The organism is Treponema denticola, from assembly GCF_024181645.1.
Lineage (GTDB): Bacteria > Spirochaetota > Spirochaetia > Treponematales > Treponemataceae > Treponema_B > Treponema_B denticola_A.
Map to the genome: position 1 here is coordinate 432,437 of NZ_CP058624.1, position 21,351 is coordinate 453,787.

The following is a 21,351-nucleotide window of genomic DNA, read 5'->3' on the forward strand; positions in this document are numbered from 1 at the left end:
TTTTCTTCAGCATTGACATGTCCGAGGCTTTAAAGTATTATTATAAAGAAAAAGAAACTTATATAAAGGAGTTTTTATGAATAAAGTCAAACTAATCGGTATTGTAAAAGCTGCCGTGATAACAGCTCTTTTGGTTATTTGTATCGGCTGCCAATCTTTTTCCGGTTCGGACAAAGTCATTAAAGGAAACGGAAAGATAGAAACTAAATCATTCCCTGAAAGCGATTTTAATGCTGTTTGCATCAAGGGCGGTTGGACTGCCGATATAAGGTATAGCGAAACCTTTTCCATTCAAATTGAAACGGATGAAAATATTTTCCCCTATTTGGATGTATCCCTTACAGGTACCACTCTTAACATCGGTTTTAAGTCTGGATACAGATACGGCATATCACCGACTCGCCGTAAAGTCTTTATCACAATGCCTGCTTTAATAAAGTTGCAGACAGTCGGTTCACTTACCAGTACCATTTCATCATTCAATATGCCTAAAGATTCAATGTCGATAGATATCGCAGGCAGCGGTAATATTACTGCACGCGATATTATGGTAAACACTCTAAAAGTGGACGTATCCGGCTCAGCCGATTTTTCCGCAACGGGAAAAGCCGAAAATATGATAGTGGATATCTCCGGTTCAGGGGATATAAAAACAACCGATTTTGAAACCGAAAAGGCGGATATTTCAATTTCAGGCTCCGGTTCTGCAAAAGTATGGGTTACACGGCATTTAAAAGCCGATATCCGCGGCTCCGGTTCCGTCCGTTATAAGGGTAATCCTGCAATTGAAATAAAAAGCTCAGGCAGCGGCCGTATATCTTCTCTTTGAAAACTTATGAAGGATTTTTATAGATGAAAAAAGAAAAGCAAGAACATCTCCCTGTTATTTTATGAAGCTCACGGAAGAAAGATGGCTTTCAGAACGTTTCGGCGAGGAATATAAAGCTTATTGTAAACGGGTCAACCGCTTTATTCCGTGGAGAAAAATACATAACTAATTGGTAATGAATAATTTGTAATTCGATTGGGAGGTTTATTTATGAGAAGAGTAGACAGGGCAGTAACGGATAATCGGCAAATACAATCAATTATCGAAAAAGCAAAGGTTGTACATATCGGTATGATCGATAATGACCGGCCGTATGTAGTGCCGATGCAGTACGGTTTTATATTTAACGAAGGCAAATTGACTTTATATGTGCACTGCGCAAAAAAAGGGCGGAAGCTGGATATTATCAACAAGAACCCGCATGTTTTTATCGAGCTTGAAACGGAAGCTGTGATTATTTCCGGAGGAGAAGTTCCGTGTGCGTACGGATCGGAATATGCAAGTGTTATGGGAGACGGCACAGCTGTTTTTGTTGAAGATGTAAAAGAAAAAATTTTAGGTTTGCAGCTGCTGATGAAAACACAGACAGGCAGAGATTTTGAAATAACCGAACAGATGACAAAACAGGTTACTGTTTTACGTATCGATGTTCCATGTGTAACAGCAAAAAGCAGAGCTAAGGTTTAATGGGAGGATACCATGTGTAAAGAATGCTATGTAAACGAAAACAGAATTACCCCATTACTGAACCCCGTAGATTGCTTGGAAAATCATACGCAATATATCTGCGGAACATGCGGCCGATGTATTTGCATTGAACATGATCCGCAACGGGGTTTGCAAAGATGGAATTTCCCGTTTAAATCATTGGAAATTGCAAAACTTTATTTGCGTACTGCGGATTATACCGAAAAAAAGGCCTGCGGTATCTACGAAATAGAAAACAGCAAGGGCAAAAAATCATATAAAATTTTTCCGTCTTATGACGATCTGCTTTTATTTTTGAAAAAGAATAAAGACAAACAATGCAAACAAACCGCACCTCTTTTTACTGTTGGGAAATATAAAGAATATCCGCATACACAGATACGCATGTTGACTCCTGCTGAAGTAAAAAAATACATGAGTGAGCGTGAAAACTGAAAGAATCGGAATAAAGCATAAAAAATGTATCGATAATATGTTTTCATAAGGAGACTTTAATGCACATAATCTATGAAACTAATGGCTTAGGTTTTCTTGGTTGGATAACTGATTTACCCGGCGCTTATATTCGGGGGAAGACACTGGAAGAGGCTAGGGGTAAAGTCAATAAAGAAATAGCTTTATATAATGAATGGCTTAATTTTGAAAAAGCTATCGATATGCAAATAAATGAAGAAATAAAAAAATCCGATTTACACATTGAAGATGCCGATTCGGATATTATATTTGATTCGGAGCTAATCGATTTTGATAAAAAAGAAGATTTTCTTTTTTGGTGTGATAAAGTTTTACTTTCCAGAACAAAAACTGAAGAAATATATAAAAAAATGAAGAATAAATCGCTAATTGATATTACTATGAAGCGGACAACTTTTTACGGTGATGTGTATTGTACAATTAACGATCAATATCGTCACATTGTTAATGTTCAAAACTACTATTTAAATCAAATCGGTACTGAAATGAATATAGCCGATGAATTCCGGCTCAATCGTATGGAATTTATAGAAAAGCTAAAGGGAAAATATCTAAAAGAGGGCAATAAGCTGTATCGAAATGAGAGTGAGGATTGGACAATTAAAAAACTAATTCGACGGACTATTTGGCATGACCGTATTCATATCAGGGCGATAGAAAGAATGGAAAAACGCTTAAGCAAAATAAAGCCTTGATTTTATTAAAATTATGTTAAATTTAGATACAAAAAGTTATATTTGTGTTATAATAATTTAGAGGAGGTATGTTTATGTCTTATGAACAGTATTCTCAGTTGGAAACACAGGTTTCAGAAATGCCTTATGAACAGAAACTTCAGCTTCTTTATATAATTGTGGATAGTTTAAAAAATACGACAATAAGTAAAAAGGATAATTTAAAGTATAAGAAGCCAAAACGCAGATTTGGGATTTTGAAAGGTAAAATTTGTATGGCTCCTGATTTTGATGATACTCCTCCCGGTTTTGAGGAGTATATGTAATGTACATTTTAGATACGCACACGCTTTTATGGCTTTTTGATGAAGATGAAAATCTTTCTTCTTCTGCTAAAAATGTTATTCTAACTGAAGATACATTGTATTGAAGATATGACGATTATTACAAAAGATTCTATTATTCCAAAATACAAAGTAAAAATCTTATGGTAATATTGGGGAAAAATTATGGATTTAAGTTTTAGGTTATCAAAAGATGCAGAGCATATCGCATTAATGAACAAAGATGTGCAAGAGCTTCATTATAGATTGTATCCTGAGTATTTTAAACCTTTTTCATATGATGAAACATTAAACTTTTTTAAAAAGCAATTACAAGAAGAAAATTGGTTTTGCTATATTGTCTCGTGTGATGGAAAAGATGCCGGTTATGCTTTGTTTTATATTCGGGATTATCAAGAAAACCCTTTTAGAAAAGCCTATAGAGGAATACATATCGATCAAATCGGCATAGCACCTGAATACAGGCAAAAGGGAATCGGTAAGGCCCTTATGAAAGAAATTGAAAAAATTGCCGTTAAAGAAAAGGCCTCACAAATCGAGTTGACTCATTGGGAGCTGAACGAAGATGCAAAGTGTTTCTATGAGAATATTGGCTTTGATACGTATATCAGATTTGTTGTTAAAAAAATATAAAGCCCTCCAATTAATAAAGCCAATTAATAAAGCCTTGATTTTATCGGAAAAAAGGCATACAATAAATGTAGAATGGTATGGATACATAAGAAGGAGGTAGAAGCTTGGTTATTTCAAAAGAAGAAGTTAAGGATTCCGTAATAAGACGCTTAAAGAGAAATTTCAGTAAAAGCCTTGATAAGGCTACCCGCCGAGAGATTTATGATGCCGTCGCCAGTACGGTTATGGAGCTTATTCAATCTAACTGGATTAAGACTATGAATGCTCAAGAGAAAACTGGTGTTAGAAGGATGTATTATCTTTCAGCCGAATTTTTGATGGGGCGAGCCTTAATCAATAATATAAACAATATGGGCATTCGAAAAACCATTGAAGAGATTGCAGATGAAATATCCGAACCTCTTTCGATTATCGAAGATGAAGAGCCCGATGCCGGTTTGGGAAACGGAGGCTTGGGAAGACTCGCTGCCTGCTTTTTGGATTCTCTTGCAACCATGAACTATCCCGGGCACGGCTACGGCATCCGCTATAAGTATGGAATGTTCGAGCAAAGAATCGAAAACGGCTATCAAGTCGAATATCCCGACCGCTGGCTTTTTGCGCGCGACCCTTGGGAAGTACGCCGCTCCGATTTGAGCGTTAAGGTCTACTTTGGGGGAACTCCTTCTTCCCGAACCTCCGAAAGCGGAAAACTCTATTATGATCTAAATGGGGCAGAAGAAATTATTGCCACCCCTTATGATATGCCGATTGTAGGTTACGGTACGGATACGGTAAACACCCTCCGCCTTTGGGAAGCTTCTTCCGATGACGGCTTTGATCTTCCGCTTTTTAACAGCATGGAATATAACAGGGCCTTCCAAAAACAGATAGATGCCGAGAGCATCTCCTGTATTCTATATCCCAATGATTCGGGCCCGCCCGGAATGAATTTACGCTTAAAACAGCAATACTTTTTTACTTCAGCAAGTTTACAGGATATTATACGCTCCTTTATACATAGAGAAGGTACGGATTTTACCAAGCTGCCCGACTATGTTGTAATTCAATTAAACGATACCCATCCCGTTGTGGGAATCCCTGAACTTATGCGTATCCTTATGGACGATTATCATCTTGAATGGGATGCCGCTTGGGATATTACAAAGAAGGTTTTTGCTTACACAAACCACACTATTTTAGCGGAAGCCTTGGAAAAATGGCCCATAGATGTTTTTCAAAAACTTCTGCCTAGGATTTATCAAATCGTTGAAGAAATAAACAGGCGCTTTTTGGCAAAGCTTTACGAAAAATATCCGGGAGATTGGAAAAAGCACAACAATATGGCTATTATGGCTGACGGGAAAATTCACATGGCCCGCCTTGCCATAGCCGGAGCCTTTTCGGTAAACGGAGTAGCCGCTCTTCACACCGAAATTCTAAAGCACAAAGAGCTTGCCGATTTTTATGACCTCTATCCCCATAAGTTTAACAATAAGACCAACGGAGTAACTCAACGGCGTTGGCTTTTAACAGCCAATCCTCTTCTTTCCGAGTTTATCACAAAATACATAGGCGGCGGCTGGATAACTAATTTGAATGAATTAAAAAAGCTTGAAGCCTTTATAGATGATGAAGAATTTTTAGAAGGTTTTATCGAGGTTAAACATAAAAATAAAATCAGGCTTGCCGAATACCTTGAAAAAAATCAGGGCATATTTGTCAACCCCGATTCTATCTATGATGTTCAAATCAAACGCCTCCACGAATACAAAAGGCAGTTATTGAACATTCTTCATATAATGACCCTTTATAATAGAATCATAAACGACCCGTCCTATGACCCTATTCCTCGAACCTTTATCTTTGGAGCAAAGGCTGCGGCAGCCTATAGACGAGCAAAGGAAATAATAAAGCTCATCAATACGGTCGCCGACAGAATAAATAACGACCACAGGGTTGCAGGTAAATTAAGAGTTGTCTTTGTTGAAAACTACCGCGTATCTGCTGCGGAAAAAATCTTCCCTGCTGCCGATATTTCCGAGCAAATTTCTACAGCCGGAAAAGAAGCCTCCGGTACAGGCAACATGAAATTTATGATTAACGGAGCCGTAACCATCGGCACCCTTGACGGGGCTAATATTGAAATTATCGAAGAAGCCGGAGCAGAGAATGAATTTATCTTCGGGCTTAAGGCTGAAGAGATTTTAAAGATGGATAAGGAAAACACCTATAATCCGAGAGAGTACCTTGCCGCAAATCCTGAACTGGAAAAGGCTGTCAATCAGCTTATCGACGGGACCTATACCTTGCCTGGAGAACAAACCTTTAGAGGGCTTTACGATTCTTTGATTTACGGTGTTGAAGGACAGCGGCCCGATACTTATTATATTCTTGCAGATTTTAAGAGCTATCAAAAAGCTCACGAGCAAATTATAAGCGAGTATTATCACCGCCACGCTTGGGCAAAAAAATGTATTTTAAATATAGCCCGCTCCGGAAAATTCAGTTCGGACAGGACTATTCAAAATTATGTTGATGAAATTTGGAGACTGGAAAAAATAAATGTCAATCAATAAAACAAGAAAGTATGATTTTGAAAATACGCTTCCGCGAAAAAACATCGGTTCTGCTAAGTGGGAGCTTATGTACCAATGGAAACCCGATGTTTCGGACGGCATAATTCCGCTTTCCGTCGCCGATATGGAATTTAAAAACCCGCCGGAAATAACTGAAGGCCTAAAAGAATACCTCGACAGGCTGATTTTGGGCTATTCTACGCGGTATGCCGATTATGACAACGCTGTAATAAATTGGCTTAAACGCAAACATGATTACTCCGTAAGTGCCGAAATGATTCTTCAGACGCCCGGTGTTGTAAATGCTTTTTTTGCTGCAGTAAATGCCTTTACCGAAAAAGGAGACGGCGTAATAATTATGAGGCCGGTATATTATCCCTTTTCTATGGCAATCGAAATGAATGAGCGGGAGCTTGTAAATTGCCCTCTTCTATGCGATAAGGACAACTATTATACAATCGATTATGAGAAATTTGAAAGCCTTGCAAAGCAGCCTAAAAATAAACTTTTAATTTTCTGCTCGCCTCATAATCCGGTCGGCCGCGTATGGAAAAAAGAGGAATTAAAAAAACTTGCCGAAATAGCCTTAGAAAATAATGTTATAGTTTTTTCCGATGAAATATGGAACGATATTATAATGCCCGGCTATAGACACACTCTTATGGCAAGTATTTCAAAAGAAATAGGTGCAAATACTATAACTGCGACTGCTCCTTCAAAAACATTTAATGTTGCAGGTCTTGCTACATCAAATATAATTGTAGAAAATGAGACTTTGAGAAAAAAATACGACGAAATGCTTCAGAGGATGAGATCTTCAAGCGTAAATGCTCTCGGGTTTAAAGCCTGCGAAATAGCTTATACCCAATGTGATAAATGGCTTGAGGAACTTCTTCAAGTTCTTGATACTAATCAAAAGCTGGTTAAAAACTATTTTGATTCCAATTTTCCCATGCTTAAAAGCCGATTTATCGAAGGTACTTATCTTCAATGGATTGATTTTAGAGCCCTCGGGATGGATAATCAAACTTTGGAAAATTTTATGCACAATGAAGCCCAATTTTTTACGGATGAAGGTTATGTTTTCGGCTCTGAAGGCGACGGTTTTGAAAGAATCAATGTCGGCTGTCCTACTAAAATTTTACAGCAGCATTTGGAGATGCTCGGTGATGTATTAAAGAAAAAATTGTTATAATTATAACATTATGGGAGTTTATATGTCTGAAAAAAAATTATCTTATTCTATGATTTTTTTGGCTATTGCCGTGATGTCTACAGTTTTAGGGCTTGTATGCATTTTTAACCCTGACAGTATAACAAGAATTATTGTGACTATTGTCGGTATTTCGTTAATCGTTTACGGACTTGTTGAAATTTATCAGTTTCTTTCGATTAAAATGAATACCTTTTTGGTATTGGGTATCATTCTTATAGGGCTGGGGCTTTTTTGTCTGGTAAATCCAAGCGCCGTTCTCGGTCTTATCGGGCTCGTCCTCGGTCTCTTTTTGGTCTGCCTTGGGGCCGTTGAGGTCAAAAAGTCATTCGATTTAAAAAGATATGGTGTGAAGCTGTGGTGGCTTTGGCTGATTTTTGCCGGAATTGTATGCTTAATAGGGCTTTCGGGGCTTTTTAATCCTGCAAGCATTTCAGGCCTCTTTGCAAGTTTGATAGGTTTCGGCTTTTTGATAAACGGAATAAGCAGCATTTGGCTCTTCTTTGTGTTGAAGAAAAGGATCTGATTTTTATATTATCAATCTATTGACATAAAATCCGTTTTTTTTTATACTTATTCGGTTGATATAACTATAATCTATAATATTTTACTAGGAGGCAAGTATGGCTGGTGCAAGTAAAAACTCACGAACTGCTGCTGCTACTCAAAAATTTAATTGTCCCTGCGGCGGAGACATCGTATTAAAAACAATGGTCGATAACGGTAAGATTAAAAATATTGCAGAATGTTCAAAATGTAAAAGAGTTGAACGACGACCTAAAGACTTTCATTAATCGATCAGGTTTAAAAGTTCTTAAAATGCCGAAAAAGGGAGGCTCTTTCTGTAATATGAAAGGTCTCCCTTTGTTTTTTTTGATTAGATTTGAGGAGAATAGGGTAAAATGAGCAAGGATGATATTTTTAAATCGACTTTAGGGGAAGAATGCGGAATTGCAGCTGTCTGGGATTCGAACTCCTATAAGGCAGAAAATCCGGAAAGGCTGCCTTTCAGGCTGGATGACGCTGCCCGCTCGGTTTTTTATGCTCTTTTTTCTCTTCAACACAGGGGGCAAGAAGCTGCCGGAATAGCTGTTTCAAACGGAAAGCACATCCGAGTCTTCAAAAAGCCGGGACTTGTTTCCAACATTTTTACCGAACACGATATATCGAACCTTCAAGGTTATGCTGCCATAGGCCACACCCGCTACTCAACTACAGGTTCTTCTTCTTTTGGAAATATTCAGCCCTTTTATATAGAAACAATGCACGGGCCTATAGCCCTTGCTCATAACGGAAATCTTGTAAACGCCCCGCATTTAAGGAAAAAACTTTTGGAAAGAGGGGTAGGGCTTTCTTCTACCTCCGATACCGAAGTTATGATTATGATGCTTGCCGCTGCCAAGGGCGATTCTTGGGCGGAGCGTATAGCTTCATGTATGCGAGAATGGGAAGGAGCTTTTTCGATTGCCGTTTTAACGGTTGAAGGTATTTACATAGCCAGAGACCCTTGGGGCTTCAGGCCTCTTTGTTCCGGAAGTTTTCAGGAAGGGGTATCGGTTGCGGCAAGCGAATCTTGTGCTCTTTTAACACTGGGGTGTAAAGACCTTACTGAGGTAAAAGCCGGTGAAATTCTAAAGCTTGTCGATAACGGAGCCGAGCTTTGTATGCGCATTCCGCCTAAGGAGCCTCTTTCCCCATGTATTTTTGAGTATGTCTATTTTGCCCGCCCCGACTCGGTTTGGAATAATGCCTCGGTTCATGTATCCCGTGTAAATTTCGGCAAGGAGCTTGCAAAAAGCTCCCCCGTTGAGGCCGACATAGTTATAGCCATTCCCGACTCGTCCCGTTCGGCAGCTATAGGCTACTCCCAAGAATCGGGCATTCCCTATGATGAGGGCTTTTCAAAAAACCGCTACATAGGACGCACCTTTATTCAGCCTACCCAAAAATTGCGTGACCAAGGCGTTGCGATGAAGTTCAATGTTCTTTCCGAAGCTGTCGAAGGAAAACGCATCGTAGTGGTCGATGACAGTATTGTCCGCGGAAGCACCATGGGGCCCTTAATCAAAATGCTTAGGGGCGCGGGTGCAAAAGAAGTACACATCAGAATATCTTCTCCTCCGGTACGATACTCCTGCTTTATGGGTGTAGATATGGGAGACCCCGAAAACCTTATCGCCCACAAAAAATCGGTTGAAGAAATCAGGGAACACATCGGTGCAGACTCCTTAGTTTATCTATCCCAAGAAAGTATGCTCAAGGCGATGAAAGATGCCGGAGCAAACACTCACTTTTGCTGTGCCTGCTTTGACGGTAAATACCCCGTCGATGTCAGCGCCGCCGCCGATAAAAACAGCTTTGAGTAGAGAGACTATAGGTCCTATTGTAACTCCATAATAAGGCTAAAGATTCCTGCTGTATGTTTTTCTTTTTTTCAATTGCAAAATCTGCCTCTTTTTGATATAATAATTCTAGTAATTATTTAGGGGGAAATATGATTTATACATCGGAAAGTCTGCTTGAAGCTGCAAAAAACGCCGTTCCTAAGGCGGAGCTTGTAACTTTACGCATTCACCGCACAAGGGATACTTTCTTTGCGGCTCAGGATGGAGCTTTTGAATCTTCCGGTTATTCGGCTGATCAGGGTTTTATGGTTGAAGTCTTGTATAAGGGGCATATTGCTTATGGGGCAACTCAAAACATGACGCCTCAAGGAGCTGCTGAAGCTGCCTGTCAAGCCTTTAATGCCGCTAAAACCGCTTCAGCCTTTAAAATTGCCGATTTTGACAAGAAGGTCAGACCGGATACGGAATTAAAATACGAGACTCTTAGGGGTAAAAAGACCCGCCCTTCCAAAACGGAAATTTTCGATTATCTTTTTGAGATATGCAATATTTTAAAAGTCTCTGATGAGGTTATTGATACTCATGCTTATGTAAATTTAGGCGAAGAAGTAATAGAGCTTTTAAGTTCAGGCGGGGCAAAAATATTACAAGATTTTTACACAATAGGTTCAAGTTTCGGTGCCGCTGCCCGCCGAGGGGACATAATTCAAAGACGGACTTATAACGGCGCAGGAGCCCGCACCTTTCAGGGAGGCTATGAGTTTTTAAACTTTGCCAAATCCAAGGTAGAAGCCAAAAGAGTTGGGAATGAAGTAATAGAGCTCTTGGGAGCCGACTCCTGTCCTTCCGATAGGCGTACCCTCGTTCTTATGCCCGACCAAATGCTTTTACAAATTCACGAAAGTGTCGGCCATCCCTTGGAAATTGACCGCATTTTAGGTGATGAAAGAAACTTTGCAGGCGGCAGTTTTATAAAGCCTGAAGATATAGGAAGCTTCCAATACGGCTCACGCCTTATGAATATCTGCTACGATCCTACGATTCCATATCAGCTTGCCACCTTTGCCGCCGACCAGACGGGGGCTCAGGCAAAGAAAACCTTTATAATCAAGGACGGAATTTTAGTCTGTGCCTTGGGAAGCCTCGAAAGTGCAGGCCGCCTCTATGCAGGCAAACCCGTTCCTCAGGACAAGATGGTCGCAAACCAAAGAGCAACCTCGTGGAATCGGCCGCCGATAGACAGAATGGCAAACCTAAACCTTGAACCGGGAACCAGCAGCTTTGATCAAATAATTTCTTCAATCGAAAAAGGAATTATTATGACATCTAACCGCTCATGGTCGATAGACGATTACCGCAATAAATTTCAATTCGGATGCGAATACGGCCAATTAATCGAAAACGGAAAAATTACCAAAACCGTACGCGACCCGAACTACCGAGGCGTATCTCAAAACTTTTGGCGAAACCTCTGTGCCGTAGGCGACAAATCCACCTTCCATGTTTACGGAACGCCTAACTGCGGTAAGGGAGAACCGAATCAGGTTATCAGTGTAGGACACGCAAGTCCTGTATGCGCATTTTCTGATGTAGAAGTTTTTGGAGGCGGAAAATGAAAATGAGTTTTAAAGAATATTTTGAATCGATTGCCGATTTTATGCTTTCGGAACTGCTTGAGGGAGAAAAAATTTCGATTTCTTTTTCGGGCGAAAAGAGCTATTTTATGCGCTTTAGCAAGGCTAAGGTACGCCAAAACGGAATGGTTGATCAGGGCTATTTTTCTTGTACTTTTTGGAAAAAAAACCGCACCCATGATTTTCGTTTCGGTATTCAGATGAGTATGGAAAAGGATAAGAGGATGGCTGCAGAGGCTCTTCAAGAAGCTAGAGACTCTATAATGCTTCTGCCCGAAGACAAGTATCAGTCAATTCCGGAAGCCTCGCAAACCTCTTCGGCAATATACACGGGAAAACTTTTACCCGAAGATAAGATACCCGAAACTATTTTATCCCCCGTTAAAGACCTTGACTTTGCAGGCCTTTATTCTCAGGGCGTTATTTGTAAGGGAGTTATAACTTCAGCAGGGGCGAGCCATTGGTTTCAAACCGAAACCTTTGTTTTGGATTATTCGGTCTGGCTCGAAAACGGCCGCGGTATAAAATCTCTTTATTCGGGAACGGAATGGAGTGATGCTCAATATAAGCTGAAGATAGAGCAAGCTCGAAAGGGCTTGGAGGTTTTACACACGCCTCAAAAAAAATTAGCTCCCGGAAAATACAAGGCATTTATAAGTGCCGATGCCCTTCTTGATGTGACGGACTTTTTTTCGTGGAACGGTTTTAGCGAAAGGAGTATGCAGCAAGGCTCCAGTGCCTACCTTGCCTTAAAAGAGGGAAGGGAGCATTTTTCAGATAAGTTTAATTTGACTCAGGATTTTTCGCTTGGGCTTGAGCCTGCTTTTAACTCAAACGGAGAGTTGGCCCCCGAAAAATTAAGCATAATCGAAAAGGGTAAGCTTAAAAATACCTTGGTCAGTTTAAGAACCGAAACCCAGTACGGGGTAAAATCCAATGGTGCTCCTTTGAGCGAAAGTATGCGTTCAATAGTTATAGGAACGGGAAACTTAAACGAAGCTGATGCCGTAAAAGAGCTGGGTACGGGTATTTATATTTCAAACTTTAACTACCTGAACTGGAGCGATACCTCATCGGCCCGCGTTACGGGAATGACCCGCTTTGCCTGCCTTTGGGTAGAAGACGGAAAAATCGTTGCCCCCATTGCCGATATGCGTTGGGACGAATCCTTGTACAATATGTTCGGGGAAAACCTTTTGGCCGTAACAAAGGAAAGCCGCATCTTTGCAAACACCGGCACCTACGGCAGCAGAAGCACCGGAGGAGCTTCGCTTCCCGGCATCTTGGTAAAGGATTTTAACTGCACGCTCTAAGGTAAAAATAAATGTTATTAAAGCAAAGGCAGCAGCAGATTCTATCTCAAAAAATGGTGATGAACCAGCAGATGCTGAATGCTGTTGCCCTGCTTAATTTATCGAGCGAAGAACTTCAAGAAGAAGTAATAAAAGAAGTAAAGCGGAATCCTGCCCTTATTTTTAAAACCTCTTCCCGAGTGAGTGCTGCTTCCGCTGAAGAAGGGGATAAGCATCAAAGTTTTTTGGAGAGCATCGAAGATGATTCCCGCACAACTCTTCAAGCTCATCTGATTGAACAAGCCGGAGAATCGATTGCGGACGAGTATGTCCTAGATGCGGCAATGCTCATAATTCAAAATTTGGATCAAAACGGTTTTTATTGGGTTCCTCTTGAAGAACTTTTTGCAGACCTTCTTGCCGAAAAAAAGATAAACCATGCGGAAATAAAAAAAGCCCTTAATATCGTCAGGCGGCTTGAACCGATTGGCTGTGCTTGCAGAGGTTTTAAAGAATCTCTTATTGTGCAGGCCGGAATCCTTTGCGAGTCGCCTAAAACGCATGAAATCCTTGATATTTATAAAACCATACATTCTCTTTGTGTAAAGATAATAAAAGAACACTACGAGGTTCTTGTCTTTGTTTCCGATTTAAAACTTTTTATAAAAAAACTTGCTCAAAAAAAAATCGATATGGATTTGGAAACGGCGGAAGAACTTGCAGAATTGATAAAAGCCTTAAACCCTAAGCCGGGACTTGCCTATTCACGCAAAGGAGACGGCGAAAAATTTATTACGCCGATTGCCGAGATAAAACGGGAAGGGAATGAGCTTAAGATTATAATAAATGATGAAGAAGTTCCTGCCTTGGAGATTTCGCCCGAATATGAAAGAATAAAAAATTCGGGTTCAAAAGAAGAAAAAAAAGAGGCTTCGGAGTTTTTAAACAAGGCTGCTCTTTTTATGAATGTGCTTGCCTACCGCAATCAGACTATACTAAAAGTCTTAACTGCCCTTGTAAATTTTCAAGAGGCCTTTTTTTTAGGCCGCCCCTGCAAACCGCCCTCTGAAGGGGAAAGTGAAAAAATGCAGGCAGGGTATTTAAGGCCCTTAAAACAAATCGATATTGCAGAAATTGTGGGCTTAAGCCCTTCTACCGTTTCGAGAGTTTCAAACCAAAAGTATATAAGATGTGAGTGGGGGCTTTTTGAAATTAAAGACCTATTTTCGCCGGAAGTAAACGGCGGCCTTTCAAAAGACTTTGTAGAAAAAGCCATACAAGATATCATAGAATCGGATACCGAAAAAAAAACCGATGCCCGTATTTCTCAAATCTTAAAAGAACGCGGAATCGATATCGCCGTAAGAACTGTAAATAAGTACCGCAAAGAAATAGGCCTCCCTTCTTCTTATCATCGCAATTGACATTTTTGCCGAATTGCCGTATAAAAAAGATATGGAAATTACGGAGATTTATACCGGCCCGCTTTTTGTAAAAACTTGGGCTCTTCCCTTGGATAAAAAAACGGTTCTCCTCGTTGATCCGGGCGGCACGGATGAGGAATTGATGGAATACCTAAAAAACAAAAATGCCGAAAGACTCGAAATTATGCTTACCCACGGACATTTTGACCATGTGGGCGGTGTGCCCGAGCTTATGCTGAAATATCCCGATTCTTCTTTATGGATTCATCATGCAGATGCAGGCTATCTGGGCAAAAACGGAAAAGAAAAGCATATTGCATGTTTTAGTCAAATCCGTGCAGAAAGATATATAAAAGCTTTAAAATACGATTTTCCGGAACCTACTGCTTTGTTAAAAGACGGAGATATTGTAAACGGTTTTAAGGTTTTATATACTCCAGGGCATACCGAAGGTTCGGTTTGCTTTTGGAATGAGGAGGCAAAAGTCCTCTTTTCGGGGGATACCCTTTTTTACCGCTCCCATGGAAGAACAGACCTTTTGGGCGGAGACGATCAAAAAATCAAGGCTTCACTAAAATCTCTTTTAAACCTGCCTGATGACACCACTGTTTATCCCGGGCACGGTTCCAATACCTCGATAGGTGCTGAAAGGGGCTGGATAGAAAAAATTTAGAGAATCTTAAATATTCCCAGGATAAACATATTTTAAATTTCTTTGAGCCGTCTTACATAGGTGCCTGATTGTTTCAGGCCTTGTGGGAGTCTTATCCCTCATTTTGTAGGCAGGATAGAAGGCCGAGATATGAAGGGGTATGTCGGGTCTTATTTTTGAAAGCATTTGGGAAAGGGCTTCTATTTCATCGTCGCCGCTGTTATATCCTTCGATAACCAAGCAGGTAACTTCAATATGAATTTCTGAGGCAGCTTTTTTTATAGTGTTTATTACGGGTTCTATTTTTCCTTTACATACCTTGGTATAAAACTGCGGAGAAAATGACTTTAGATCGATATTCATCGCATCAACCATCGGGAGAATTCCGTGTAAGGGTTCTTCTTCGATAAAACCGTTTGTTACAAGCACTGTTTTTAAATCTTTTTCTTTTGCAAGCGGGAGTACATCCTTTATATACTCATACCAAACCGTGGGCTCGTTATAAGTAAAGGCTATGCCTATAGAGGGCGTTTTTAAAACAGCCCCAATCAGATCCTCAGGACTGACCTCATCCCGATAATTGTTGGTTTTCTCCTCTATTTTTTCTGGAACGGAATGAACGAGGGAATGGTTTTGACAAAAGAGGCAGTCAAAGTTACAGCCGAAGGTTCCTACCGAGAAGATATAAGTAGAAGGATAAAACCTGTATAGGGGCTTTTTTTCGATTGGGTCGAGGGCTGCTCCCAAAACCTTGCCGTAGTTTAAGCTGTAAAGTTTTCCGCCTATGTTTTTGCGGCTAAGGCATCGGGAGCTTTGTCCCTCTTTTATAAGACATCTGTGAGGGCATAAAAGGCAGCGTATTTTATCGTCTTCATTTTCTAAAAAAGAAGATTCTTTTTTCCAAAATTCCGCTTCTTTCATAGCCCTCCTAAAGTTCTTTTAAAAAACTCTTTTTTTAAAAGTCAAGGTTTACTTCTTTTTTGCAGTTCCCTTGGAAGGTTTGGCTGCCGGTTTCTTTGCAGCTGTCTTGGGAGCCTTTTCTGCAGGCTTCGCTGTTTTAGTAGGCTTCGCAGGCTTTGCCGATTTTTTAGCGGCAGGAGCCTTAGCTGTGCTTACCTTTACTGCGGCAGGTTTTGCATTCGGAAGCTCGATTCCTAATTTTTCGCTCAATTTTTCGAGCATATCCTTTGTCATGCTTTCAAGGTTGTACTTGGGCTTCCAACCCCATTCTTTTTTGGCACAAGAATCATCGAGAGAATTAGGCCAAGAATTTGCTATAGCCTGACGTACGGGGTCGACATCATAGCTCATCTTAAATTTGGGAATATGCTTTTTAATTTCGTCAGCTATCGTTTCGGGAGCAAAGCTCATAGCCGTGATATTAAAGGCGTTTCTGTGTTTTAATTTTGCAGGGTCTGCCTCAAGAAGTTTAAAGATAGCGTTTAAGGCATCTGGCATGTACATCATGTCCATAAGGGTTCCTTTTTTGATAAAGGAAGTATAGGCGCCTTTTTTTAAGGCCTCATAGTAGATATGAACTGCGTAGTCGGTTGTTCCGCCGCCGGGGAGGGCCTCATAGGAGATAAGGCCGGGGAAGCGTACACCTCTTGTGTCTACGCCGAATTTTTGGTGATAGTAATCGCACAAAAGTTCTCCGGCAACCTTTGTAACACCGTACATTGAGGTAGGCCTCTGGATTGTGTCCTGCGGAGTCTTATCGGCAGGGGTCGAGGGGCCGAAGGCTGCGATTGAGCTGGGTACAAAAAGAGAATATTTTTGTTCTCGTGAAAGTTCCAACATATTATGTAAACCTGTAAGGTTAATCTGATAGGCTAATTGAGGATTTTTTTCGGCGACGGCTGAAAGAAGGGCTGCAAGGTGGATGATCGTGTTAACATTATATTTTTTGCAAACCTCAAGAGTTTTTTTGCCGTCAAGGACATCGAGCTTTTCAAAGGGTCCACTGCCGATAACCTTGGGTACATCTTTTTTTTCAATATCGGAAGCTATAACATTGTCGTTTCCGTACTCTTTTCTTAAAAACATAACCAATTCACTTCCGATCTGTCCGAGTGAACCGGTAACCAAAATTTTTCTTTTAGTCATACTATCTCCTTTTTTTTGCAGTATGTATTTCTGCTAAAAAATCTGTTTTTAATTCTACCATATTTTTATTTTATGTGCTAGATGTTGAAAAGCCTGCTTTTAAGAAAAAAGTCAATCCTACGATCCTTTAAAATATTAGAATATTCAGCACTCTTGACTTTTATCCCTTTTATTGATATAATCCACAATCTTTAATGTGTATTGTCCTTAACAGGATTGTATTGAAATCTTTGAGCGGGGTTTCCCGCTCTATAATATAAGGAGTCTAGTTTATGAAACGGACATATCAACCAAGTAAAACAAAACGGGTTCGACGCTTCGGATTCCGTGCACTTATGAAAACAAAGGGCGGAAGGGCTGTTTTAAGCCGCCGCAGAGCAAAGGGCAGACGCAAGCTTTCAGCTTCCGACGAAAAAAAACCGTTCTAAGTTTCTCTTGAGTGAGTAATTTTACATTTTCCGGTGAAGAACGGTTAAGGGATCGGTCATGTATTAAGGCCGTATTTCAAAAAGGTCTTAAACTTAGCTTAAACGGAGTTAGTTTGTTCATCCTGCCTAATGGATTGGAGTACAATCGATTTTTATGTACTTTTCGACGAGGTTTCGGTTCCGCAGTGATGCGGAACAGGTCTCGGAGAATATCAAAAGAGGCCTATAGACATATAAAACATAGGTTAAAAAAAGGAAACGACATTATCCTGCTGGTTTTTTCAGAAAAGGATTCTTATTCTCTTCGTTTAGAACAACTTACCGCCCTCTTTTTAAAAGCAAAAATGTATAATGATGAGGCTTTATGAGAAAACTTTTAGTAAGTTTTTTGTGTGCTTGTATAATCTTTTATCAAAAGGCTATTTCTCCTCATTTCCCGCCTAGCTGCAGGTATGAACCTACTTGTTCGCAATATGCTATCGAAAGCATAAAAAAATACGGCCCGTTTAAAGGCACAGGTATGGCTTTACTTAGGATTTTGAGGTGTAATCCTTTTTTTAAGGGAGGATACGATCCTGTTCCTTAAAATGATTAACCTATAGAAAAATTTAGGAGTTACAATTGAAAAAAAATACTGTTTTGGCCGTTGTGCTATCAATGCTTGTTTTCGGAGGGTGGCTGTATATCCAGCAAAAATACTTCCCTACCGAATATAATGTTCCCCAAAAACCTGTTGCTCAGGCTCAGGGGCAAAATCCGACTTCATCTGAAAATGCCGTTCAAACTTCTTCAAATCAAATTTCTAATTTGATGATTGAGGCTGTTGCAGATTCGGACTATACTTCAAGAGAACAAACCTACGTTATTGAGACCGATATTATTCGTGCTGTTTTTACAAACAAGGGCGGAGATATTATTTCTTATAAATTAAAGGAACATGCTTCAGCAGGAAGTGATGAGCGTGTTGAAATGATAGAAAATGTTACCGAAAGGAACAGGGCTCTTTCTTTGGCTTTAGGCGGTCATGATGCTCAAGCTGTCGATTTACTTTTTAATGTAAAAGAAGAAAGTCTTTCCGACGGGCGAAAGCAGATAGGCTTTTATCGGGACATAAAGCTAAAAAATACGGACGGTTCGGAAACCGTTTTTACTCTTGCAAAACGCTATACCTTTATCCCGGGCGATTATATGTTTACCCTTGAGGTTACTATTGACGGAAAAGAGGGAATGAGAGGTCTTTCTTTCGGGGACAGCGCTTATACTTTACGAAGTGCCCCTCAGATCGGCCCTGAATGGGATAAGGTAAACGATAAATACGAATACAGAGCCCTTTCTTATTTTGCAAATGAAAAGAAAAGGGAAGATAGAGGTATTACAGATGGAAAAACAAAGGCTGTAAACGATTTAGCTTCATGGGTAAGTGTTTCAGGCAAATACTTTTCTTTTATCGTTATACCCAAAGATCCAATCCAAAAGATGTTTTTTTCAGGAATAAAGGAAAATGGAGCAAAGCTTCACAATTCCCAGTTTTTTATTTCACGTCAGCCGATTGTGGGAAATGCAGCCTATGACCAATACAGGGTCTACATAGGACCGAGTTCCGAAAAGATACTAAATTCTTATAATTCCGTTGCAGCTAATAATTACGGTTATGACAATTTAAGAATAGACAGTCTTGCTGCATCAAGCGGCTTTTTAGCTCCTTTGGAAAGAGTTTTAAAATTCGTTATGGAAATTTTTTACAAAATTATTCCTAACTGGGGTGTAGCACTTCTATTACTTACTCTTTTAATGCGTATAATCTTTTTCCCGCTTACCCAAAAAAGCTCGAAAGCTACAAAGCGTATGCAGGAGCTTCAGCCTCAAATTACGGAACTTCAGCAAAAATACAAAAATAATCCTCAAAAGCTCAATGCCGAAATGGTTAAGTTCTATAAAGAAGCCGGTTATAATCCTGCATCGGGCTGTCTGCCTCTTCTTATTCAGCTTCCATTCTTGTTTGCGATGTTCGGATTATTTAATAATTATTTCGAATTTAGAGGGGCTAGTTTTATTCCCGGCTGGATTCCTGACCTCTCGGTTGGTGACAGTATTTTAAAATTCGGTTTTACTATTCCGTTTTTAAATTGGACGGATTTAAGATTGCTTCCCATTATTTATACAGCCTCTCAGCTTTTGCATGGTAAGCTGACACAAACTCCGGGGCAGTCTCAGCAAAATCCTTCTATGAAGATGATGATTTATTTTATGCCTTTGTTCTTCTTCTTTCTTTTTTATAATGCACCTTCGGGGCTATTATTATTCTGGACCTTTTCCAATATTTTGATGCTTTTGCAGCAGCTTATAATCAATAAGTCCATGAAGAAATAAAGGATAATTATTTTAATACTAGGAGAATAGATATGATATATGAATTTGAAGGAAAGACGGAGCGGGAGGCTATTGATATTGCGGTAGCTAAGCTCGGTCTTGAAAAAGATCAGTTTGATGTTGAAATTTTAGAAATTCAAAAAAATTCTTTGTTTAAAAAAGGTCATGCAAAGATAAGGGTGCATGTTGATGAGTCTTTAAGAGCTAACATGAGAAATAATTCCGAACAGTCTGAAGACAATCAAAATCTTGAAGAAGATAAGGATTTAAGAACCGCTGAAGATGTTTCGGAAGGAGCGGAAAAGACAAGGCTCTTTATTCAGACCCTCGTTGAAAAAATAGGTTATGACTGTTCCGTTTCATTAATCGCTTGCGATAAAAAACATTTTTCTTATAGAATTAACTCTAAAGATGCCGCCATGCTTATAGGTAAGAAGGGTAAAAATCTTGACTCTATACAGCTTTTGGCAAATGTATATGCCGGCACCATAGGTCATGCCTATGCCAGGGTGTCGGTAGATTGTGAAAGCTATAGAATGAGAAGAGAGGAGCTGCTTATCCGAATGGCTTACGATATTGCCGATAAGGTCAGAATGACAAAGAAATCTCAGCTTTTAGAGCCTCTTAACCCCTATGAGCGCAGAATTATACACACAACCTTAAATGCCGTAAACGATATTGAAACCAAAAGTGAGGGAAATGGTTTATATAAGCAGGTTCGTGTGTTCTATAAAGGTATATAAGTATAGCAGGCGGACTCAATCCCCGCAGAGGGAAACCATGAATTTTAGGAGATTTTTATGAAAAAAATTAAAACGCTATTCATATTTTTTGCAGTCTGCCTTTTTCCGATTTTTTCAGATAACGGCGTAGATACACGCAGTATTGAGCAGAGACTCTCGGATATTCTTGATCCAAAGATAGCTGCAGAGCTTGCTCAAAAAAAAGAAATAATTAAGTTAAAATACGGGGCTTCGAACATGAAACCCGAAATGTTGCCTGTTTCCGCACTTTCAGAAAAAATGTCGTCTTTATTGTCGAAAAAAAAGCCTGCTTTTTTAGGTGAGTTTGTATCTTTGTACAAAAAAGAAGGGCCGAATAACCCTGATGTTTCTAAAATATTGCGTCATATTTCCGGTCTTGAAGGTATTGAATACTTTTCAAACAGCTATCAGGAAATGAGGACTCTTTATTTGACATCCCATGCAGTAAAAGAAGTAAAAACGTCGGACGGCCTTGTTTATGAGCGTATAGACGACCCTTTAAATGAGGACTTTGACGGCTTGGAAATTCTTGCCCGACACATCGATGCAACCTTCGGGGATTTTATTTATAAATACCGATATTTAAAAGAAGATAATAATATTGGTATGATATGTGTAAATATGCAGAAGATTACTCATCCGGATATGAGTCTTATTTCTCTTCCGCCTGATGCAATGGCTTTATCTTTGGCTGTATATGATCTTGATGATTATATTTTAATCCATTGTTTAAGTACCGCAAAATTTCCTACAATACCTTTTATAGGCGGCAGAGTAAAAAGAGCTTTTTCTTCACGGTTGACGGCCGTGTATAATTGGTTTATGGATGAATATAAGTGTGCTGAAAAAGGTATCGAATATAGTGCTAAAAAAAAGAAGAATTCTGATAATTAAGGAAAAATA

The 21,351-nt window shown here is 39.7% G+C and carries 23 protein-coding genes and 1 pseudogene; 22 read left to right on the top strand and 2 right to left on the bottom strand.

Features of this window, described 5'->3' with window-relative positions; genetic code table 11:
• Window positions 1-76: 76 nt before the first annotated feature.
• The 16 genes and pseudogenes from HO345_RS02005 to HO345_RS02075 all read left to right on the top strand — a co-directional run bounded on the left by HO345_RS02005 (window position 77) and on the right by HO345_RS02075 (window position 14,801).
• A complete protein-coding gene (locus tag HO345_RS02005; RefSeq protein WP_253683593.1) occupies window positions 77-829 on the top strand; it encodes a head GIN domain-containing protein in 753 nt (250 codons plus the stop codon).
• A 58-nt stretch (window positions 830-887) separates the two neighbouring features.
• Window positions 888-998, top strand: a pseudogene (locus HO345_RS13110) (methyltransferase family protein); the annotation flags it as partial.
• Window positions 999-1,039: 41 nt separating this feature from the next.
• On the top strand, window positions 1,040-1,516 hold the full coding sequence (locus tag HO345_RS02010; RefSeq protein ID WP_010695138.1) for a pyridoxamine 5'-phosphate oxidase family protein: 477 nt from the start codon (window positions 1,040-1,042) through the stop codon (window positions 1,514-1,516).
• Between the two features lie 12 nt (window positions 1,517-1,528).
• Window positions 1,529-1,972 (top strand): hypothetical protein, encoded by a 444-nt coding sequence (locus HO345_RS02015; protein ID WP_253683594.1) that lies wholly within the window; start codon window positions 1,529-1,531, stop codon window positions 1,970-1,972.
• Between the two features lie 59 nt (window positions 1,973-2,031).
• Window positions 2,032-2,706: a hypothetical protein gene (locus tag HO345_RS02020; protein ID WP_253683595.1), complete on the top strand. Its 675-nt coding sequence runs from the start codon at window positions 2,032-2,034 to the stop codon at window positions 2,704-2,706.
• A 74-nt stretch (window positions 2,707-2,780) separates the two neighbouring features.
• Window positions 2,781-3,011 carry a DUF2281 domain-containing protein gene (locus tag HO345_RS02025; RefSeq protein WP_253683596.1) on the top strand — a complete coding sequence of 77 codons (231 nt, stop codon included), beginning with the start codon at window positions 2,781-2,783 and terminating at the stop codon, window positions 3,009-3,011.
• A 183-nt stretch (window positions 3,012-3,194) separates the two neighbouring features.
• Window positions 3,195-3,662 carry a GNAT family N-acetyltransferase gene (locus HO345_RS02030; protein ID WP_253683597.1) on the top strand — a complete coding sequence of 156 codons (468 nt, stop codon included), beginning with the start codon at window positions 3,195-3,197 and terminating at the stop codon, window positions 3,660-3,662.
• Between the two features lie 104 nt (window positions 3,663-3,766).
• Complete coding sequence (locus HO345_RS02035; RefSeq protein ID WP_253683598.1) at window positions 3,767-6,220, top strand: glycogen/starch/alpha-glucan phosphorylase; 2,454 nt, start codon at window positions 3,767-3,769, stop codon at window positions 6,218-6,220.
• Complete coding sequence (locus tag HO345_RS02040) at window positions 6,207-7,415, top strand: MalY/PatB family protein (protein WP_253683599.1); 1,209 nt, start codon at window positions 6,207-6,209, stop codon at window positions 7,413-7,415. Before HO345_RS02035 ends, HO345_RS02040 begins: the two co-directional genes overlap by 14 nt.
• A gap of 22 nt (window positions 7,416-7,437) precedes the next feature.
• Complete coding sequence (locus tag HO345_RS02045; RefSeq protein WP_253683600.1) at window positions 7,438-7,959, top strand: DUF308 domain-containing protein; 522 nt, start codon at window positions 7,438-7,440, stop codon at window positions 7,957-7,959.
• 97 nt (window positions 7,960-8,056) lie between these two features.
• The gene (locus HO345_RS02050) at window positions 8,057-8,227 is read left to right on the top strand and encodes a hypothetical protein (RefSeq protein WP_002667639.1); all 171 of its coding nucleotides are present in this window, start codon (window positions 8,057-8,059) and stop codon (window positions 8,225-8,227) included.
• A 108-nt stretch (window positions 8,228-8,335) separates the two neighbouring features.
• Window positions 8,336-9,799 (top strand): amidophosphoribosyltransferase, encoded by a 1,464-nt coding sequence (gene purF / locus HO345_RS02055; protein ID WP_253683601.1) that lies wholly within the window; start codon window positions 8,336-8,338, stop codon window positions 9,797-9,799.
• Window positions 9,800-9,927: 128 nt separating this feature from the next.
• Window positions 9,928-11,394 carry a TldD/PmbA family protein gene (locus HO345_RS02060; protein WP_253683602.1) on the top strand — a complete coding sequence of 489 codons (1,467 nt, stop codon included), beginning with the start codon at window positions 9,928-9,930 and terminating at the stop codon, window positions 11,392-11,394.
• Entirely contained in the window at window positions 11,391-12,725 is a 1,335-nt protein-coding gene (locus HO345_RS02065; protein WP_002667644.1) for a TldD/PmbA family protein, read from the top strand. The genes HO345_RS02060 and HO345_RS02065 overlap by 4 nt, the downstream gene beginning before the upstream one ends.
• A gap of 11 nt (window positions 12,726-12,736) precedes the next feature.
• Window positions 12,737-14,128, top strand: coding sequence for an RNA polymerase factor sigma-54 (gene rpoN, locus HO345_RS02070; RefSeq protein ID WP_253683603.1), 1,392 nt, complete (start codon window positions 12,737-12,739; stop codon window positions 14,126-14,128).
• A 31-nt stretch (window positions 14,129-14,159) separates the two neighbouring features.
• Window positions 14,160-14,801 carry an MBL fold metallo-hydrolase gene (locus HO345_RS02075; protein WP_253683604.1) on the top strand — a complete coding sequence of 214 codons (642 nt, stop codon included), beginning with the start codon at window positions 14,160-14,162 and terminating at the stop codon, window positions 14,799-14,801.
• A 6-nt stretch (window positions 14,802-14,807) separates the two neighbouring features.
• On the opposite strand, the gene amrS is transcribed toward HO345_RS02075, so the two are convergent.
• Both amrS and HO345_RS02085 read right to left on the bottom strand, forming a co-directional pair.
• Window positions 14,808-15,701 carry an AmmeMemoRadiSam system radical SAM enzyme gene (gene amrS / locus HO345_RS02080; RefSeq protein ID WP_253683605.1) on the bottom strand — a complete coding sequence of 298 codons (894 nt, stop codon included), beginning with the start codon at window positions 15,699-15,701 and terminating at the stop codon, window positions 14,808-14,810.
• Between the two features lie 48 nt (window positions 15,702-15,749).
• Entirely contained in the window at window positions 15,750-16,886 is a 1,137-nt protein-coding gene (locus HO345_RS02085; RefSeq protein ID WP_253683606.1) for an L-threonine 3-dehydrogenase, read from the bottom strand.
• Window positions 16,887-17,158: 272 nt separating this feature from the next.
• Here HO345_RS02085 and rpmH point away from each other — a divergent pair, with 272 nt between their 5' ends.
• From rpmH to HO345_RS02115, 6 genes are read left to right on the top strand one after another with little or no spacing between them, the layout of a single operon-like run.
• Complete coding sequence (gene rpmH / locus HO345_RS02090; RefSeq protein WP_002667651.1) at window positions 17,159-17,314, top strand: 50S ribosomal protein L34; 156 nt, start codon at window positions 17,159-17,161, stop codon at window positions 17,312-17,314.
• Between the two features lie 11 nt (window positions 17,315-17,325).
• On the top strand, window positions 17,326-17,682 hold the full coding sequence (gene rnpA / locus HO345_RS02095; RefSeq protein WP_253683607.1) for a ribonuclease P protein component: 357 nt from the start codon (window positions 17,326-17,328) through the stop codon (window positions 17,680-17,682).
• Entirely contained in the window at window positions 17,679-17,900 is a 222-nt protein-coding gene (gene yidD / locus HO345_RS02100; RefSeq protein WP_253683608.1) for a membrane protein insertion efficiency factor YidD, read from the top strand. The genes rnpA and yidD overlap by 4 nt, the downstream gene beginning before the upstream one ends.
• A 35-nt stretch (window positions 17,901-17,935) precedes the next feature.
• The gene (gene yidC / locus HO345_RS02105; protein ID WP_253683609.1) at window positions 17,936-19,684 is read left to right on the top strand and encodes a membrane protein insertase YidC; all 1,749 of its coding nucleotides are present in this window, start codon (window positions 17,936-17,938) and stop codon (window positions 19,682-19,684) included.
• A 32-nt stretch (window positions 19,685-19,716) separates the two neighbouring features.
• Window positions 19,717-20,427, top strand: coding sequence for an RNA-binding cell elongation regulator Jag/EloR (gene jag, locus HO345_RS02110; RefSeq protein ID WP_253683610.1), 711 nt, complete (start codon window positions 19,717-19,719; stop codon window positions 20,425-20,427).
• A gap of 57 nt (window positions 20,428-20,484) precedes the next feature.
• Entirely contained in the window at window positions 20,485-21,342 is an 858-nt protein-coding gene (locus HO345_RS02115; protein ID WP_253683611.1) for a DUF6675 family protein, read from the top strand.
• Window positions 21,343-21,351 lie beyond the last annotated feature (9 nt).